At 57.0% G+C, this 18,305-nt stretch carries 16 protein-coding genes; 7 read left to right on the forward strand and 9 right to left on the reverse strand.

The annotated features are described in order from the left end of the window. Positions 1-3: 3 nt before the first annotated feature. Genes ACR1XU_RS15015 through ACR1XU_RS15025 form a run of 3 tightly spaced genes read right to left on the reverse strand, consistent with a single transcriptional unit; the run spans position 4 to position 5,237 of the window. A complete protein-coding gene (locus ACR1XU_RS15015; protein WP_170611537.1) occupies positions 4-1,455 on the reverse strand; it encodes a biotin carboxylase in 1,452 nt (483 codons plus the stop codon). An 18-nt stretch (positions 1,456-1,473) separates the two neighbouring features. Beyond that, positions 1,474-4,218, reverse strand: a complete 2,745-nt coding sequence (locus ACR1XU_RS15020) for an aminotransferase class I/II-fold pyridoxal phosphate-dependent enzyme (protein WP_480908253.1) — start codon at positions 4,216-4,218, stop codon at positions 1,474-1,476. A gap of 50 nt (positions 4,219-4,268) precedes the next feature. After that, positions 4,269-5,237 carry a carbon-nitrogen hydrolase family protein gene (locus ACR1XU_RS15025; protein WP_170682689.1) on the reverse strand — a complete coding sequence of 323 codons (969 nt, stop codon included), beginning with the start codon at positions 5,235-5,237 and terminating at the stop codon, positions 4,269-4,271. A 479-nt stretch (positions 5,238-5,716) separates the two neighbouring features. Between ACR1XU_RS15025 and ACR1XU_RS15030 the strand changes: the two genes are divergently transcribed. Beyond that, positions 5,717-6,772: a tyrosine-type recombinase/integrase gene (locus ACR1XU_RS15030; protein ID WP_480908251.1), complete on the forward strand. Its 1,056-nt coding sequence runs from the start codon at positions 5,717-5,719 to the stop codon at positions 6,770-6,772. Between the two features lie 66 nt (positions 6,773-6,838). Here the strand turns inward: ACR1XU_RS15030 and ACR1XU_RS15035 are convergent, their stop codons facing one another. Both ACR1XU_RS15035 and ACR1XU_RS15040 read right to left on the reverse strand, forming a co-directional pair. After that, positions 6,839-7,945 (reverse strand): ParB/RepB/Spo0J family partition protein, encoded by a 1,107-nt coding sequence (locus ACR1XU_RS15035; RefSeq protein ID WP_480915623.1) that lies wholly within the window; start codon positions 7,943-7,945, stop codon positions 6,839-6,841. Next, the gene (locus ACR1XU_RS15040) at positions 7,942-9,249 is read right to left on the reverse strand and encodes an AAA family ATPase (RefSeq protein ID WP_170611545.1); all 1,308 of its coding nucleotides are present in this window, start codon (positions 9,247-9,249) and stop codon (positions 7,942-7,944) included. Before ACR1XU_RS15040 ends, ACR1XU_RS15035 begins: the two co-directional genes overlap by 4 nt. Before the next feature lie 461 nt (positions 9,250-9,710). Here ACR1XU_RS15040 and ACR1XU_RS15045 point away from each other — a divergent pair, with 461 nt between their 5' ends. The 5 genes from ACR1XU_RS15045 to ACR1XU_RS15065 all read left to right on the forward strand — a co-directional run bounded on the left by ACR1XU_RS15045 (position 9,711) and on the right by ACR1XU_RS15065 (position 14,999). Continuing rightward, positions 9,711-10,394, forward strand: coding sequence for a DnaA N-terminal domain-containing protein (locus ACR1XU_RS15045; protein ID WP_480909452.1), 684 nt, complete (start codon positions 9,711-9,713; stop codon positions 10,392-10,394). Positions 10,395-11,108: 714 nt separating this feature from the next. Then, complete coding sequence (locus ACR1XU_RS15050; RefSeq protein WP_170611548.1) at positions 11,109-12,200, forward strand: ABC transporter ATP-binding protein; 1,092 nt, start codon at positions 11,109-11,111, stop codon at positions 12,198-12,200. After that, a complete protein-coding gene (locus tag ACR1XU_RS15055) occupies positions 12,200-13,129 on the forward strand; it encodes an ABC transporter permease (RefSeq protein WP_170611550.1) in 930 nt (309 codons plus the stop codon). The genes ACR1XU_RS15050 and ACR1XU_RS15055 overlap by 1 nt, the downstream gene beginning before the upstream one ends. Positions 13,130-13,132: 3 nt before the next feature. Next, the gene (locus ACR1XU_RS15060) at positions 13,133-13,942 is read left to right on the forward strand and encodes an ABC transporter permease (protein ID WP_170611552.1); all 810 of its coding nucleotides are present in this window, start codon (positions 13,133-13,135) and stop codon (positions 13,940-13,942) included. A gap of 19 nt (positions 13,943-13,961) precedes the next feature. Next, positions 13,962-14,999 carry an extracellular solute-binding protein gene (locus tag ACR1XU_RS15065; protein ID WP_170806806.1) on the forward strand — a complete coding sequence of 346 codons (1,038 nt, stop codon included), beginning with the start codon at positions 13,962-13,964 and terminating at the stop codon, positions 14,997-14,999. Between the two features lie 54 nt (positions 15,000-15,053). On the opposite strand, the gene ACR1XU_RS15070 is transcribed toward ACR1XU_RS15065, so the two are convergent. Then, positions 15,054-15,197, reverse strand: coding sequence for a hypothetical protein (locus tag ACR1XU_RS15070; RefSeq protein ID WP_480909448.1), 144 nt, complete (start codon positions 15,195-15,197; stop codon positions 15,054-15,056). A 239-nt stretch (positions 15,198-15,436) separates the two neighbouring features. Here ACR1XU_RS15070 and ACR1XU_RS15075 point away from each other — a divergent pair, with 239 nt between their 5' ends. Beyond that, positions 15,437-15,799 (forward strand): cupin domain-containing protein, encoded by a 363-nt coding sequence (locus tag ACR1XU_RS15075; RefSeq protein ID WP_170817115.1) that lies wholly within the window; start codon positions 15,437-15,439, stop codon positions 15,797-15,799. A 17-nt stretch (positions 15,800-15,816) separates the two neighbouring features. Here the strand turns inward: ACR1XU_RS15075 and ACR1XU_RS15080 are convergent, their stop codons facing one another. From ACR1XU_RS15080 to ACR1XU_RS15090, 3 genes are all read right to left on the reverse strand, one after another. Further along, positions 15,817-16,077: a CBU_0592 family membrane protein gene (locus ACR1XU_RS15080; protein ID WP_170611560.1), complete on the reverse strand. Its 261-nt coding sequence runs from the start codon at positions 16,075-16,077 to the stop codon at positions 15,817-15,819. Between the two features lie 8 nt (positions 16,078-16,085). Then, positions 16,086-17,234 carry an acetylornithine deacetylase gene (gene argE / locus ACR1XU_RS15085; protein ID WP_480909445.1) on the reverse strand — a complete coding sequence of 383 codons (1,149 nt, stop codon included), beginning with the start codon at positions 17,232-17,234 and terminating at the stop codon, positions 16,086-16,088. Positions 17,235-17,351: 117 nt separating this feature from the next. After that, positions 17,352-18,290, reverse strand: a complete 939-nt coding sequence (locus ACR1XU_RS15090; protein WP_480909442.1) for a LysR substrate-binding domain-containing protein — start codon at positions 18,288-18,290, stop codon at positions 17,352-17,354. Between the last annotated feature and the right edge of the window lie 15 nt (positions 18,291-18,305).

Raw genomic sequence — 18,305 nt, forward strand, 5'->3', positions numbered from 1 at the left:
ACTCTACATAATCTTAAACGCCGGATCCTCAAATGCCTGAGCCGATGGCAGCGGACGTGCCGAGAACGCGTTCTTGATGCCATTGATCCAATGCTTCGACTTTGCCGTAAGCTGAAAACCCTTGGTCATCGACCGGCCGCGTGTGACCAGGATGCCTAGATCGGCCCCTTCGTACCGGTAGTCGCCAACATTCGATATCCGCAAAAAGAACGCTTCGTCTTCGCTTTCCACCGCGCGCCGGTGATAGTCGAACCGGTCGAACACCACCCGCCCGTCCGGCAACATCTTGTAGATCCCGGATTCCGGGGCATTGGTGATGATATCGACCGTGTCCTCGGTGTGCTTGATCACCATTTGCGACCAGGAATCGATCATGTCGGGATCGGCCCAGCGCGCGTTCAGCTCTTCGACACCCAGGTTGAACGGCTTTTTCGAGAACTCCAGCAGGTGAAACAGGAACAGCGGCGCATCAGCATGCGCGAAAGCCGCGTGGTTGGTCATCGAGGACGCGCCCGTGATCCGGGGGTTGAGCTCGCCCAACCAGATGTCGCCGGTCTTTTTGTCGATCAGGAAATCCAGTTCGAAATAGCCGCGATATCCTTCCTTGCGAAGTTGTTCGCCAAATTTGAACGTCAGTTCCCGCGCTTTCTCGCGCGTCTTCGGCGGGAACGCAGTCGAGAAAATCTCGTTTCCGCACCAGCCTCCGCGATAGGGGGTCAATTCCTTGAACCCGACGAGTTCCGTCATCAGGGGGCCGACAATCGTGCCTTCGGACGTGGCGCAGGCTTCGATCGCCGAACCCCGGCAATCGATGCGTTTCATGATTTTGATTTCGCCCTGGCCCACGATCTCATGTTCGTGTTTGCGGAAATCGGCCTCGGACTTGATGAAAAAGGTGGTGTGGCCCGAGTCTCCAAACGCACTTTGCAGGACAAGATCATCGCCGAGCCCCGCCTTTTTGCAGACCTTTTTCAACTGGTCATAGCTGTCGACCTTGGACAGCGTGTTGGGAACCGACGGGACACCCGCTTTGTTGCCGACCCGGACAGTTTCGATTTTGTTGTCCATCTTGGTACGCAGCTTCGCCTTGGGGAACCAGACCTCGCCGCCCAGTTCCTTGACCAGTTTTTCCGTCTTTTCGTCGAACATCAGGAAAACGAATTTCGGCTTGCCGCCGCGCGCCTTGACGTAATCGACAACTTCCTTGTGCTGAAGCAGATAGTTGTTGATGTCTTCGATCGACTGAAACTCGTCATGGGGAAGTTCGGAAGGAACCAGAACGTTGGGATGGCGTCCGTCAAAGCAATCCATGTAGCAGATGTACTTGAAATTCTTGACCCATTCATCCAGACCGAGCAGGTTGAAATTGGTCGCCGAGACAAAGTAGATCGGGTCCGAATTCGTGTGAAAGTAACGACGGATTTCCGAAATGTTCTTGAGTACCTTCTTGGGCATTTAACCTCTCCCCTGATATTATTTTTTGACGGACTCCAAGGCCTCTTGGGTAAACACGCGCAGACCCAGGTCTTCGCGGAAACCATGAATTTCACTGACGTCCAGCGCCCGCATAAATGACAGGATTTCCGGACTGATGACCTGACCGGGCACCAGAATCGGGAAGCCTGGCGGATAGGGAATGATGAAGCTGGACGAGACAAGCTCCTCCCCCGCTTCAAGCCGCGCCATCAGCTTGTCATCGGTCGGAATATAGTCACAGTTGACCTCGTCATAAGCGAGGAAAAACGCGGTCCGGATATCGCCTTCGGGCGTATCTGATCCATCCCTGAAGGCATCGTGAAACCGGCTGAAATCCGGCAACGGCGGCACGTCTTCGACCAAAGCCTGGACCCGGTTTTCAAATGACCTGCGTTCCATTTTCGAGGCATCGTCCAGAAGCTCGTCCAGGTCATTGGCAATTTCGACCAGCACTTCAATCAGGTAAGCGACCGAGGATCGGGTTGTCCCGATATTGGTCATGAACAGCACGGTGTTCCGCGACGTCTTGTTGATCTGGATGCCGTATTTGTCCATCAAGATCTTGGTCTTGAACGTGTCGCCGTCCCAGCCTGTTCCACCCACGGCCAGCGTTATGCGCGTCGGGTCCAGTACAAATTCGTCCTGGCTCCACATCGTCCACTTTTCGACCCAACCGTGATCAGGATCATAGTAAGCCTCGACACCGCTCTCCCGGAACTGTTCCGGAATCATTTCGCCGGCAGTCACCACCTTGAAATACTTCTGCAAAACCGGATGGTCCGAGATGGCGCGCCGGATCGACATGGCTGTCTCGATCTGCTTTTGCACAAATTCGAACCCTTCCAGTTCGACTTGTCGGCGCCCCACGTCCAGGGAAGCGATGATCTGGTAGTTTGGTGAAGTCGAGGTGTGGGTCATGTAGGCCTCGTGGAAAGCCTGCTCCACCTCTCCTTTGAAATCCTGATCGTTGACGTGAATCATCGATCCCTGCCGCAATGACGTCAGAGTCTTGTGGGTCGATTGCGTGGCATAGACGCGGACGCGGGCATCGGGTGGCGGAACCAGCCGGGTCTCGAGCAGCTTTTCATGGCTCGCACCCTCAAGCTTTTCCTGCTGGGCCGCCCAGGCGCTGGCCGCTTCCGGCGTGCGCAGCGTTTGCCGCAACACGTTTGCAACCCCCATGGCGGTACGCTGGCGGTAGGTCGGGTCAAACCGCGCAAAACCGAACCAGGCTTCGTCCCACAGAAAGATCAGGTCCTTCTTGATGGCCAGACACTCTTCCATGACACGCTGAACGTTGTAGACAACCCCGTCGAAGGTGCAGTTGGTCAACAGCACCATCCGGACGCGATCCAGCTTTCCGGCATCTTTCAGCTTCAACAAGGTGTGCTTGATCTCTTTCAGCGGCACAGCACCGTACATCGAATGCTCGTGCAGCGGATAGCTGTCCATATAAACGACGCTCGCCCCGGCGAGAACCATGCCGTAGTGGTGCGATTTGTGGCAATCCCGGTCGACCAGAACGATATCACCGGGTCGAACGACCGACTGAACAACGATCTTGTTGCACGTCGAAGTACCGTTGGTGGCAAAGAACGTGTGTTTCGCCCCAAAAGCGCGGGCGGCCATGTCCTGGGCTTCCTTGATCGGGCCGCGCGGTTCCAGCAGGCTGTCCAACCCGCCCGAGGTCGCGGATGTTTCAGCCAGAAAGATGTTCGACCCGTAGAATGCCCCCATGTCCTGAATCCAGTGCGAACGGCTGATAGATTTGCCGCGGCTGATCGGCATGGCGTGGAAAACACCAGTTGGCTGCTTCGAATATTCTTTCAGGGCCGAGAAAAACGGGGTTTTGAATCTGCGATCGACGCCGCGAAGGATGTTGAGGTGCAGTTCCTGAAAATCCTCCTGATTGTAAAAGACCCGTCGGCAGCGGCCCAGGTCCAGCCCGGCAATATCCTCGGCAGAACGGTCTGTGACAAGATACGCGTCCAGTTCGGGTCGGATCTTCTCGATAAGCCGACAGGCTTCAGGTCCGTATTCATGCGGGTCGAGGCCGTCAACATCCTCGTCCTCGCTGACACGCGTCAGGTACTGATTCAGGATCGGAAGATCGATCTTCGACTTGAGCGACAAGCCCGGCCGGATCACCACGGCCTGAACGTTGTAGTTGAACAGAACCCCGATCAGGGCGTCCTCTAGCGACGGAACAATGACCGGTTCATAAATGAAAGAATCTTCCAGCCGACGCATGCGCAGCAGGTTTTGCCGCAGGAACCTTTCCTGATGTTCAGTGACATCGTCGACGATCAGCACCTCAAAATAGGGCCGCCCCAACGCGCGGGCTTCTGGCGCAAGCGAGGCTTCGTCTTCATAATCTTCATTGTCTATTTCATCGGAAGACAGCGGAATCGACCGCCGCCTGTAAGCGCCCGACGTCAGCGCCCGCGCTATACGTCGGACACAGATCGACAGATCCTGAACATTGCCATTTTGCAGAAGACGCCGCAGATGCTCGAACGCGTGGATTCCGGGGAACGCCCAGTAAAGCTCGATCGGTTCCAGAACATCAAACAGATGCTCCGCCGTCGCCATCAGCTTCTGGCTCTGGCGTTTTTCCCGGCCATGAATGGCGAGGCCTTCAGCGGCCTCTCGTAAGGCGCTCCATCGATCAGCGCGAAGTTGCGTGGCGCTGTAATAATCTCGTAGGGACGGCAACTTCTTCTTCTGCGAGTGCAAGTTCAATACCTGCCTCCTTTCTGTCGCGTCCGGATCAGTGCCGCCTCCTGATCCGATTAATCCGAACCTGTCTTTCCGTGTAAGACAGAAAGGTTAGGCGGCGTCAGCAAATCTCTTTCCGCTTCTTCAATCGAAGTTCTGGGGTCGGATGCCAGCAAACCGCGATCCGATCCCTGCCGGGGAATTTCCAGCGGCCCGAGCGTGTTCAGGTAAGCATCGGCACCGCTTGTGCGATCATAAACCGTGAAGTCCGCGTCACGATCCCGGAAGCTCTTGAGAACTTGCCCAAGTCCCTTGAGACCCGTTTCCCGTTGACGCCGCACTTGATCCAGATCGATTTCGATCGGGAACATGTCTTCCTGTCCGGCGGACTGGTGCAACACCGTTGCTGATGGGTCGACCACCAGCGAACGACCGACGCCACCGGCCCCGAGGCCATTCACGTCAATGACGTAACACTGAAACTGCGCCGCGGTCGCCCTTGCAATGGCAAGTTCCGCTTCGCGGTCAGTGGTCCCGGTCAGGACCGGGTGAAGAAGAACCTCAACACCCTGACTGGTCAGTTGCCGTGTCGTTTCCGGGAACCAAATGTCATAGCAGATGGAAAGGCCAAAGCGCCCGACATTCGGGACATCAAAAACACAGAAATCAGTCCCGGCCGAAATCCCGGCCTCATACGGGCGGAAGGGAAACATCTTTGAATACTTGGCGACAATTTCGCCGTCGGGATTGATGACGACAGACGTGTTCAGAATACGCCCATCTTCGGTTTTTTCGAACATCGACCCGGGGATCAGCCAAATACCGAATCGGCGCGCATCCTCCTGAAACTGCAATATTGCGTCATTCGGGAACGGCTGCGCGAAACGGTCCAGTGGCCCATAGGGCGCAAGTTCGGAAAACAGAACCATCTGAGTCCATGGAAACCGGGCCATCAGGATTTCAATACGGTGGCGCATCGCCTCGACGTTCGAATGAAGCGCTGCGACGTGCATCTGAACGCCGGCGATCGCAAATGGAGTCATATTGGGCATCTCTCCCGAGTAAGCTGTCTGATCACCTTATTTTCAGGTGAACCCCGTTACCAGCCTGTTTTTTTGAGCACCCCAGATTTCTATCGCAAACTGTTTGATCGCTGGCACTCGTGAACTTAGCCGATGAGTGATTTAGGGAATTGGCAAGGTGCCAGTCTGTTCGTGTCTTGCGTCCATGCTGGGGCTTGTCGCCAATCTGCCCGCCCTGCCCCGGTCGGAATGGCAGCGCGATGATCGACAATTTTCCGGTCATTCATGTCGCATCACCCGATTGGGAAAATAGTCGTCTCGCTCCAATACATCGGCTTTTGAATACTTCTTGGTCCTATTTCCATCTTCTCACCATATGTGCAGAATCCTTATGTTTTGCACACTACTACGAGCATGAACCTAAGTCGCTACTTATACCCGATAAGATTCTATTATCGAGTCAATTGAAAAGCGAACTGAATTGACGCAGAATACGCGCTATGAGTACCCCTGCCCCATATCTCCCAGCCTCTTCTCTTGCACTGTCCTCTGCAGATCAGGACGCGCTGACCGATCTCTATGTCCGCGGCACGCCGGAGAACACGTTACGAGCGTACGAGCGTGACCTGGCCTACATCACGGCCTGGAAGGCCGCTCGGATGGGCTCGATCCTCAACTGGCCCGAGAATGAAGAAGCCGCCCTCGCCTTCATCCTCGATCATGCCCGGGATCTGAACGACGCGCCGAAAACGGATGTCGCCCGCCAGACGGCAGAAGCGCTGATTGCACAAGGGTTGCGCAAGTCACTGGCCTGCCCGGCCCCCTCAACGCTGGACCGGCGTATCGCCTCCTGGCTGGCCTTCCACCGGATGAAGAACCTTCCCAGCCCGTTTGAGGCGCCGCAGGTGAAGCAAGCGCGGGCCAAGGCACGCCGCGCCGCGGCCCGCCCCCCTGCCCCAAAATCCGCCCACCCCATCACCCGCGATGTGCTCGAGCAACTGTTGGCGACCTGCCGTGGCAGTCGCCGCGATTGCCGCGACCGGGCGATCCTGATGCTGGGCTGGGCCAGCGGCGGGCGCCGCCGCTCGGAAATCACGGCGTTGATGCGCGAGGATGTATCCCTTAAGGAATTCGGCAAGAGCGGTGTCATCTGGCTGTCCCTGCTGGAAACCAAGACCACCCAGAAGGGAGAAACCCCCAGACTGGTGCTGAAAGGCCGAGCAGCGCAGGCTTTAGTGCATTGGATCGAAGTTGGGCAGATCAAGGACGGCCCCCTCTTCCGCCCGATCTCGAAAGCTGATCGGGTGCTGAACCGCCGCCTTTCCCCTGACGCCGTCGCGCAGATCGTCAAGCATCGTTTGAAGCTGGCCGGTCTGCCCGAAAACTTTGCCTCTGCCCACGGTCTTCGTTCGGGCTTTCTGACCCAGGCCGCATTGGACGGCGCCCCGATTCAGGCGGCCATGCGACTGTCCCTGCACCGCTCGGTCGCGCAGGCGCAGAAGTATTACGACGACGTCGATATCGCAGAAAATCCCGCTACGGACCTTTTGGGCTAACACGAAAAAGGGTGTTGGATTTTAGTCCAACACCCCACGGATGCTTCACATGATTTCTGTAGATTCTTACCCGTGGGTAAGATCATCCTCCTCTCGCAGGTATTCAATCATCGTTGCAATGGCGACCTCCAGCCTAGCACGATCAACACGCGTAAAGTCCAGATCGTGCCTGATCTCCAACCGTCCACTCGAGGCCGAACACTTTGCAATCCCCGCGCGGCCAGACACCTGAAACGTCGTCTTCGCCCGGCGCGGCTTTCCGGGACTGTCCGGTTTCGGCCTGGCTACAGCTTCCGCAGTTTGTCCCAGAAACGACCGGAGAATCGCGACCTCTCGTGCGTTGTCCCTGTCGGGTTCGCTCATCAACGCAGTGCTGACTGCGCGGATCAAGCCCGGATCGGAATCGAGCTTGCGCTTCAGTTCGACCCCCACATTTCGCGGGATTTCATTTGGGTGATTCAGAACCTTGTCCAGCCTGGTCAGCAGGCTCGCGAATGCCCGAATATAACTTCGCTTTGTGTAGCTTGCTGATTTGAAAAGAATCGAAACCGCCTTGTCCACATCCGCACAGTCATTGGCCGGATCCTCTGCGTAGGCCCGGGCCAACGCACCCATTTCCGCAAAGGAGATGTCCTTTCGGATCAGGTTTTCATCCACCATACGCCGATAGCTGCTGTCCAGATCAGCGGCGTCCGTAATGCCGGCCGGAATTTTTGCGTAGATGGAATCGCCGGTTTCTTCCAGCAACAAACGATAAGCAGAAAGGCGGCGCATCCCCTGAATCAGGTCAAATCGCCCGTCCGCGCGACGCTCCAGCCGGATCGGGTTGGAAAGACCGATTTCCCTGATCGACGCTTTCAACTCCTCCAATTCCGGATCCGGACCGGGTTTGCGATCGCGCGTCAGTTTTTCTGTAACGACGTCTGACAGGTCTACACGTTCCGTCACCAGCCCTTCGGCCCGCAGGCTCACCAGCTCATGCGCAAGCCTGTCGTTTTCTGCGCGAATGGCATCCTCGGTTGACTGCTGATCGCGCAGAGCACCAGCATTCTCCGAGATTGCTGCGGCCATCGGACCCCGCCGCTTCTCCAGAACTTGGTCCGGAACCTTACCCACGGGTATGTCTTCCATGGCGGGCATATCAATGTCGAACATTCTGCGTTTGCGGGTCATGCGTCATCCTCCAGCTTATCCCAGGCCGACAGCATGACGCCCCGAAACTCTTCATATACGTTGTCAAAGGTCGATCGTGCGCGGCGCCAGGTTTCCCGGGTCATCTCTCGGTAATCCATCTCGTAGACCGAACTGAGGAAACGACCGGATTGTTCGACCGCACGGGTCATCTCGACCGGGTGCTCGGCCACGTGTTCCCCGAACACTTTTCGAAATGCGTCGAACATGGCGTGGTGCAGGGCATTGCCGGGCTCATATCGCGTCAGCAGAAAGCGCAACTCACAGAAGGTCTTGGGAAGCCCGATCTTACCCGTGGGTAATGTTTTGTCGAACCCATAAGCGAGGTCTTCCAGAGCTTCAGCAAGCTGGCCAATGAACGAGGTCGTGGAGTCATATTCCCAGTAACCCGGGCCGGATGGGACATACAGCATATCCGCCGCGAACACTGCGTTCATCGACTGGTAGCCAATGGCAGGCGGGCAGTCGAACAGGATCAGGTCGTAAGAGTCATCGGGGATCTGGTCCAGATAACGCGATACTGCCGCAAAGAACGACCATTCAGGATTCAAGTGCCGGTACTGAGCTGAGGCAAACTCGACAAAAGCGGCGTTGGCGCAGGAAGGGATGGCGTCGATGCTGGACCAGGACGTCTGCTTGATAAAGTCACCGATCCGCAGATCACCGAGCCCCATGTCCGTGATCGATGGCGGCAACTCGCGGCGGGGCAGGGCGGTCCCGGATTCGGCGGCGGCGGGGCGGTTGTTCATCCGTTGGGTCTCGCGGATAAGATCACGCGCCATAATGCCCCAGACCGTAAAGTCTTCGGCAACATCCGTCAGGCCCATCGAATGGCTCAGTGTCGCCTGCGGGTCGAAATCCACCACCAGCACCCGGTAGCCATCCAGGGCCGCGGCATGGGCCAGATGCAACGCCACCGTAGACTTGCCCGCGCCACCTTTGAAGTTGGCTACGGCGGCACGGATGGCGCGCTTGCCGGCCGGACGGGGCGGCATAAGGGTCTTGCGGTTCACCTTCAATCGACGACGCAGTTCATTGACTTCTTCCAGGCTGAACCATCTCTGCCGGCCATCCGGCTCGACCTCGCCACTGGGCAGGGTCGGGTCCGAGGCCAGCTTGCCCCGAAAAGTGGATTGGTTGACCTTAAAGATCAGCTCCGACACTTCCCAGCTTGAGAACCGGCGGAGGGTCTTCTCCATCTCAGGGCTAAAGGTCTGCTGGCGAATCCAGCCTTGCAATTTGAGCGACTGATTACGCAATGCATTCAGGTCTTCGTGCGTGTACATGCCTCGGGTCTCGTTTTTAGGACGTTAAATTTTGTGGTTTTCATATTTACGCTTGATTTGCAGCTTTGGCAAAAGAAATTATGATGGGATGACAATCTTACCCACGGGTAAGAAAACAAGGGCCATCGGCACGTGGGCCGATTCGATTCGCGACGCTGACGAGGGAAGGCGCTCGCCAGGGGGAACGCTCCAGAATTAGGGGGTCACTAAGTTCGGATATACAGCATTTAGGGGGACAAAGTGCCCAAATAAGGGGACAGACAGGGTGTCCCCCATCACCAATACTTCACCAATTTCTTTTCTTTTTTGAATGCTGGATTTGGATCCCCAGCCGCTTAAAACAAGACAGCTCTTGACAGAATCGATGCGCTGGACGCTAATTGGAACATCATCACGAAAAGCGTTGGAAAAGCGCGAGGCGGTAAGCAACCGCGTGAGGCAGATAGAGCGGTGAGGGACAAATGCAGGTTGCAAAACCGGTCGGGCGCAATGCCTCGGCCCTGAAATACGACATTCTGTCGGCGCTGTCTGTCCACGCGCTGTCTGGCGACAAGCATCGCCAGCGCAGTATTCTTCGCATAATGGTTCTGATCACCACCCGCTACAACTGGCGCAACAACGAACTGTCAATCGGGCGCGAGGAAATTGCGCGCCTGTGGTCTGTGGATGAACGGACTGTCAAACGCGAGATGGCCAAGCTGCGCGGTAGGGGGTGGATTTCAGTCAAGCGACCGGCTGCACGGGGGCGGGTTGCAGTTTATGAACTGGATCTGAAGCAGATTATGATCGACACCGAGGAGATCTGGCCCACTATTGGCAGGGATTTTCAGGACAGGATGGGGCAGGCCCCGGCCGAAGAAACCAACATCATACCGTTCAAATCCAAACCTCCGGCTCCGGAAACAGGTGACGATGACGTCTGGCGGTCGGTCCAGGCGTTTCTGTATGAACGCGACCCAGAGCTTTGGTCCAGTTGGTTCCAGCATCTGGTCGAGGCTGGCAGGGCAGGGGGGGTGGCCACCCTGATTGCGCCCAGCCGTTTCATGGCGGATTACATTTCGCAAAAATGGACAACCCGTGTTTTGGCAGCGTATGCGCGTGTGGACCCTTCTGTCCGAACCCTGCGGATCGACGCTTCGGAATAAGTCAGCGAGGGCAGGCAAGACCAGCTGATAACCATACGGGTCACCGGCGTCGCCTCTGATTGCGCCAAACGAAGGTTTTCTGAACATCGCGGTTGCGATGCTGAGCATTTGAGGAAATGTAATCAAATATGGGTGGTGCGCAAAATGCCTGATTTTTGCGTATCAGTATCTGACTGAAGCTGTAACGCATGTTTCCGGAAAGACCTGGAAGTTCCGTAGTACGTGGCCCGTCTCAGCCAACATGGTCCAAGATGGCCAAATCACGCCGGACTTTTCTACTTTTTACAGTTGATCCAAATGGCCGGCTTCCGTCACGATACTACGCGAAGAAAATGTCGGGCGTTGTCTTCAAGGCGATGGCCGTGTGCCCGGTGGTCAACGGTTCCTTGTACTCGTGAGAAAAACGGTCTTGGCCATTTAGTTGGTGTCTTGTGCAACGCTGTGTCGCAATTCATCTTCCCCACACGCGATCAGGGTCTTCCGCCCTGGGCTGTACCAAACCAAGCGGCAATCCAAGGTGCATTTCTGGCAGGTGAGGGGCCACGCGAACCACGGGGCAACGACCAGGCATTCCATTGGTAAATGCCTGCGTCGCATCAGGAAACAATAAATGATTAGGTTTAGCCTAATGTTTGGTGAGGAACTCAATTCTTCAGAGGTTTCGCCGCTCCGTATATACCTGTGCCAAATTTCGCGGTGCTTAGGGAGGCGGATGTGTCTGACAGTGGAAATGTCGCGATTGACGTGCGGGATGCGGTCAAGCGCTACGGCGACTTTACGGCGCTGAAAAGAATCTCACTGTCGATCATGGACAATGAGTTCTTTACGCTTCTGGGGCCGTCGGGCTGCGGCAAGACCACTTTGCTGCGGATGATTGCCGGGTTCGAGGACGTGACCGAAGGCGCCATTTTCCTGTATGGCGATGAGATTGAAAACCTGCCACCGAACAAGCGCCCGGTGAATACGGTGTTCCAGAACTATGCGCTGTTTCCGCATATGACCATTCTGGACAACGTGGCTTTTGGGCTTGAGATGCGCGGTGCGTCGAAGTCTCAGGCGCGCACGAAAGCCGGTGAAATGCTGGAACTGGTGCAGCTCAGCCAGTTTTCGGCGCGCAAACCAAGCCAGCTTTCGGGCGGCCAGCAACAGCGGGTCGCGTTGGCGCGTGCATTGGCGCCACAGCCCAAAGTGCTGTTGCTGGACGAGCCGCTATCCGCCCTGGACCTTAAACTGCGCAAGGCCATGCAGCTTGAACTGAAGCACCTGCAGCGGGAAACCGGGATTACCTTTATCTTCGTGACGCACGATCAGGAAGAGGCGCTGACCATGTCCGATCGCATTGCGGTGATGTCAGCAGGTGAAATGCAGCAACTGGGCGCGCCGACGGATATCTATGAGCGACCGCGCAACATGTTTGTTGCCGATTTCATCGGCGAGACGAACCTGCTGGAAGTATCCGTCGACGGGCTCCGGGACGGTCGCGCGATCTGTCATCTGGGCGGCGGGCACGAATTGACCTGTGATCAGGTCGAAGGTGTCGGGGTGGGGTCTAAGGTTCACATGTCGATCCGGCCCGAGCGTCTGTACATGTCCGACAAACCGGTCGAAAGCGAAAGCCTCAAGGGGCGCGTGAAGGACAACATCTTTGTCGGCACCGACATCACCACGATCGTGGATCTGCAGGATGGACCCGATTTCGTGGTGCGCACGTCGAACTCTGATCGCGGCAACAAGCGCATCTTCGAGCCGGGCACCGAGATGTTCGTCAACATGGAGCTGGGGGCAGCGCGCCTCCTGGTGGACTGATGGCCGCCGGTGCAGCAAGCGGCGGCAGCGCAACGACCGACACCTACAAAGAGGCCCGCACTTGGCTGCTGTTGCCTGCATGGGTGACGCTGAGCATTTTGGTCCTGGCACCGGTGTTCATGATGCTGGTTTACTCGTTCCTGACGAAAGAGTTCCGCGGCGGCGTGATCTGGGAGTTTTCGCTGGCCGCCTATGATCAATTCTTCTTTGACCGTGGTCTGTTCGGGGATGAACCGCCCAAGATCGAATGGACTTACCTCACCATTTTCTGGCGCTCGATCTGGCAGGCGGGCGCGGCGACGGTGCTTAGCCTGGTGATCGGCTTCCCGACGGCCTATTTCATTGCCACCCGGCCCGAAAACATGCGGCCGGTCTGGGTGTTCCTGATCACGATCCCGTACTGGGTGAACCTGCTGATCCGGACCGTGTCGATGAAATTCCTGCTGCGCGACCAGGGTCCGCTGAATGATTTTCTGATCAGCATCGGCCTGATCGACAGCCCCCTGCATATCGTCAATACCAACTTCGCGGTGCAACTGGGCCTGTTCTATTCCTATCTGCCTTTCATGGTGCTGCCGATCTACGCGGCGGTGGAACGCTACAACTTCGCGCTGAGCGAGGCGGCAGCGGATCTGTATGCGACCAAGTGGACGACTTTGCGGCGCATTCTCCTTCCGGCGGTGAAACCCGGCGTGATCGCCGGATGCATCCTTGTGTTCGTTCCCTCGATGGGTTCCTTCCTTGCCCCCGACCTGCTGGGCGGCGCCAAGAACTTTATGATCGGCTCACTGATCGAGGAACAGTTCAAGGGCAATGCCGGTAACTGGCCGTTCGGGGCGGCCGCGTCGATGATCCTTCTGACCATGGTTCTGATCCTGCTGATGCTGTTTGCACGGCAACAGGCCAAAGCCGAGAAAGCGGAGGGCTGACCGATGGCAAGCAAGCAATTCGACATCAAGTCCTATCGCGGCTTCAAAGGTATCACCCTGTTGTGTCTGATCGTTTTGTATGCGCCGCTGCTGGTCGTGACGATCTACAGCTTCAATGCCTCGCAATCGCTGACCAACTGGGAAGGTCTGTCGCTGCGCTGGTATGCGGACGTGTTCACCGGACCGGAAAGCGATAAGTTCAAGCAGGCCGCCAAGAACAGTTTTATCATCGCCATTGTTGCAGCCACGGTGTCGACGTCAATTGCGACACTGGCGGCGACCGGAATGGTCCGGGGCGGCAGGTTCAAGCTGCGCACCCTGTCATTCGGCCTGATCAGCCTGCCATTGATGGTGCCCGAGATCGTGACGGCCGTTGCAACCTTGATCTTCTTCAATTCGATCGGATTTGAACGCGGCATCATGACGATCCTGCTGGCTCATATCGCGTTTTGCATTCCCTTTGCCTATTTGCCGATCTCGGCCCGGATGCAGGGGATCGAGGACAGCTATGAACAGGCCGCGCAGGACCTTTACGCCACCAAGCGGCAGGCATTTACCAAGATTCTGCTGCCGCTGATGATGCCCGGTATCATCTCGGGCTTCCTGCTGGCCTTCATCGTCAGCCTGGATGACTTCATCATCACCAACTTTGTCAAAGGCGCGGGTGTTGAAACCCTGCCGACGGCGATCTTCGGTTCGGTCAAGCAGGGTCTCAAACCCAATATCATGGCGATTTCGACCATGCTGCTGGCAGTGTCCGTCATCATGGTCACGATCAGCTACTTCGTCAGCAAAACTGACAACACGAAATAACCAACAGAGGGAGAACACAATGAAACATATGATGAAAAGCGGCGTCGCCGCGCTGGCCCTGACTTTGGGTGCAAATGCAGCGGCAGCCGAGGGCGAACTGGTTGTCTATCACTGGTTCGAATACATCCCGCAGGAGCTGATCGACAAATTCTCTGACGAAACCGGTATCGAGGTGACTATGGACACCTACGATTCAAACGAGGCGATGCTCGCCTCGCTCAAGGCTGGCGGGATCGGAACCTATGACGTTTCGGTGCCGGGCGATTACATGGTGTCGATCATGGCAGGCGAGGGCATGCTGGACACGATCGAAGACGGCGAACTGAAGAACAAGGGCAATATCGAACCCGAATGGGCCGATCCCAGTTTTGACCCCGGCCGCAAACATTCGATCCCGTATCAGTGGGGCTCGACCAGCTTTGCCGTGAACCGCGACGTCTATTCCGGCGACATCCAGACCACCGACATCCTGTTCAACCCGCCGGCCGAGTTGCAGGGGCGGATCAACATGCTAGACAGCCAGGGTGAGGTCATGGCCATGGCGGCGCTGCACATGGGCATCCCGCAGTGTTCCACCGACCGCGAACAGCTCAAGGCGCTGAACGCCATGCTGCAAGAGGCCAAGCAGCACTGGTCGTCCTTCAACTCGGACACCGCCAAAGAGGTTTTGGTCTCGGGCGATGCGGCGGTCGGCCAGATCTATGACGGGTTCTCGGCCAAGGCGCGCGAGGAAGGCGCAAATGTCGAATATGCCTACCCGACACAGGGCTATATCGCGTGGATGGACAATGTCGTTCTGCTGAAGGATGCACCGAACCGTGACAACGCGCTGAAATTCATGGACTTCCTGCTGGAGCCGGAAAACATCGCCGCTGTCACCAACTTTGCCCGCTATAACGCGGGGGTCGCAGGCGTCGAAGAGTTCCTGGACCCCGCGCTTGCGACGCAACCGGAGAAGAACCCGCACGACAAGGTCGGCCCCGGTGTCTTTATCGAGGTTTGTTCGCAGGAAGTTCAGGCCGTCTATGACCAGATCTGGACAAATCTGAAGAAGTAAACTCTCCCCGTGCAATAAGCACCAATTTACCGGGCGGCCTGGCCGCCCGGTCTTTTATTCCGTCGGTACTGCGACGTGGTTGAGCAGCAGCAGGAAAAGCGCGCGCTCGGTGGTGATGTCCAGCTTGCGATAGGCGCTTTTTGAGTGTGCGCAACGCGGCATCCATAGTGGTGCAGGTTTGGCGCTGCCGTTGGGCACGGCTGTTGTGCTGACGTCAAAAAAACCCGAAGATCACGTCTATCAGAACCTGATTGTGTGCGGGGACGAGTGGGAGGCGCAGGCGTCAAATCCGTCAGCCGGATCGGCGATTGCGAGGCCCCGTCGGTCTTTGCGGCAGCCGTCCATGCCGGACACCGCTGGGCACGGGACCTGGATAGCAGCGAGAGGCCGGTGCCGAAAATTCTGCCGATGCCACTGCGTTAAAAAAGGAGGAAAGCATGACCAAACCTATCCGCTTGCTGGCCGATGGCCACCCCGAATCCGGCTTTGTCCCGTCTTCCCTAGTGGCTGACGGTGATTTCACCACCTCGGACAAGACCGAGACCATAAGCAGCTTTTTCGAAAGCCGGGATGAGAAGATTTCGGTAGGGGTATGGGAATGCGCGCCCTGTCGCGAGGATATCGAGGCTTATCCGGTGGATGAGATGATGACCGTGATCTCGGGTTCGGTCACGCTGACCGGATCGGACGGGGTGGCGCAGGTTTTTGGGGCCGGAGACACCTTTTTTGTACCCAAAGGCACGCCCTGTACGTGGGAAATCACGCAGACATTGCGCAAGTTTTACATGATTGCGGAATGATAGGCGCGCGGCGCGGGTTACCGTGCGCCGCGCAAGTTTCGCAAGACCGCCAGAACGGCGATGAAAATGAACATGACCTCGATCACGATTGCGCCCGGATTTGGCCGATGGATCAGGGAAATCATGACCAGTGATCCGCCCAGAATGTTCCAGGCATTGAAGGGTATCTTGTTTGCGGGAAGGACATTGCATGTCGCCAGATAGTAGACGCACACGATAATTGCCGACCCCAACAGGCCGATTCCGTCAACAAGAGTGAGGTCCTGCAGCAATTCCATATTCGATCTCAGTGGCTGATATCGGCCAGGATACGGTCCATCATCGCGTCACAGGCGCTGAGTTGCCCGAGGTCCAGATATTCGTCCGGCTTGTGTCCTTGCCTTTCCATTGATCCCGGCCCGCAAACGACGGTGGGAATGCCCAGCTCGCTGAAAAACCCGGCCTCGGTGCCAAACGCGACCTTGGTGGTCGCGTTGCTTTGCGACAGCTTCAGGGCATAGCCGATGACGGCATCCGTGTCGGGCACGTCCAGACCGGGATAGGCGTTATATTGTTCGACCTCGACGCGCGCCTCGGGGCATAGGTTTTGATACGCCGCACCAACTCTGTGGGCCGCATCCTGTATCTGGTCGAGGATATCTTTGCCGCGGTCCGATGCCAGATGCCGGTATTCAAAGGTCAGCTCGGCGCGGTCCGCCACGATGTTCAAAGCCTTGCCGCCGGACATCATGCCGACGTGAAAGGTTGTGTAGGGAATGGAATATTCCGGGTCGATGTTTCCACTTGCGGCATAGGTTTTTTGCAGGGCGCGCAACTCATTCACGAAATCAGTCGCCAGGTGCAGCGCGTTGACGAATTTCGGCGCCAACGCCGAATGACCACTTTGCCCGTGGCACACAGCCCGCAATGCGGCTTTGCCCTTGTGTCCGACAGCGACCTGCATCTCGGTGGGCTCGCCTACGAAACAGGCACGGGGCTGACCCAGCATCGGCGCCAGCCGGTCCAGCATGTGCTGAATGCCAACGCAGCCGACTTCTTCGTCATAAGACAATGCAATCCTGAGCGGCTCGCGCAGGTTCGAGGTGCCTGTGCGGTCGGCCAAAGCCATGACCGAGGCCACATAACCCTTCATGTCCGTTGTGCCGCGCCCGTAAAGCCGGTCACCTTCGCGGGTCAGCCGGAAGGGATCCCTGGTCCAGCTTTGCCCTTCGACCGGAACGACATCCGTGTGCGCGGATAGCAAAACGCCATCTCCGTCCGGTCCCTTTTCGGCATAAAGCCCGGTTTTCTCGCCGCCGGGGTCGGTGATGCGGTGAACAGCAAAACCGCGCGCCTCAAGAAACGCTTCGACATAGCTGGCCAGCTCAAGGTTCGAGTTCTTGCTGACCGTATCGAAGCCGACCAGCTTTTCCAGAATTTCCAGCGAAGACGTCATACCCTTTGTGCCTGTGATTTGGATGAAAATACCCGTGTTGTGCACAGCCTATACGACCTGCAAAAAACATAAATCCGGGATTGGCGAACCAGAGGTTAGGATAAAACGAAGCTGATATCAGCCCGCTTTCTGATTGCAGAGACCCGGGAGCGTGCCGGACTTCTCGGCTTGTTCACAATGCTCGACAAAGGCCTTCACCGTATTGGTCTCATTCTCGGCGCGCGCTGTGAGCAACCCAAGATGCATCGGTCTGAGATCCCCTGCCAAAGGAATGAAGATCAGCTTTTTGCCATCGGGCGACAGCACATTCAGGGGGCGGATATTTGCGATCGAAAATCCGAAGCCATTGGCCACCAGGGACCGCATCACGGACATGTCGGCAGTGCGTTCCCCGATATTCGGTTTGATATTGGCATCCCGGAAGAAAGACAGGAAATACTCACCACTGAATGGCAGGTCCAATAACACCATCGGGCTGTCCTGAAGATCGGGGATCGTCAGCTCTGTCCGGTCGGCCAGCGGGTGGCCTTCACCCAGGACAACATAGGGCGGCAGCTTGTGAAGGGGCCGGAATTCCAGATCGGCAGGTATATCCAGATCATATGTCAGCGCGATATCCAGTTCTGCCCGGCGCAACTGGCTGAAGATTTCCGCCTGATTGAGTTCGCGCTGCTCGATGCGCACGTCGGGGTATGTGATCTCGAATTCCCGCCGCAATCCGGGCAGGACGATCTGCGCAAAGGTCATTAGACAACCCACAGAAAGGATGCCCTGAACCTTGCCGGTGATTTCACCTGCCAGCGTCGCCAGAAGTTCGGCCTCGCGCAGAACGAATTCGGTGCGTTCCATGAACTTGTGCCCGGCCTTGGTCAGTGACAGGCCCCGTGCGTGTTCACGCACGAACAGATTGACGCCGAACTCAAGCTCAAGCTGGGTGATCGCCGCCGAGATCGACGGCGATGAGACATTCAGTTTGTCGCTGGCAGCGGCGATGCTGCCTGCCTTTCCAACGGCCACAAAGTATTCCAGCTGCCGCAGCGTGTATCTGAAAGGCAATGGCGCATCCCCGCG

Source organism: Ruegeria sp. D1(2025) (genome assembly GCF_056536425.1).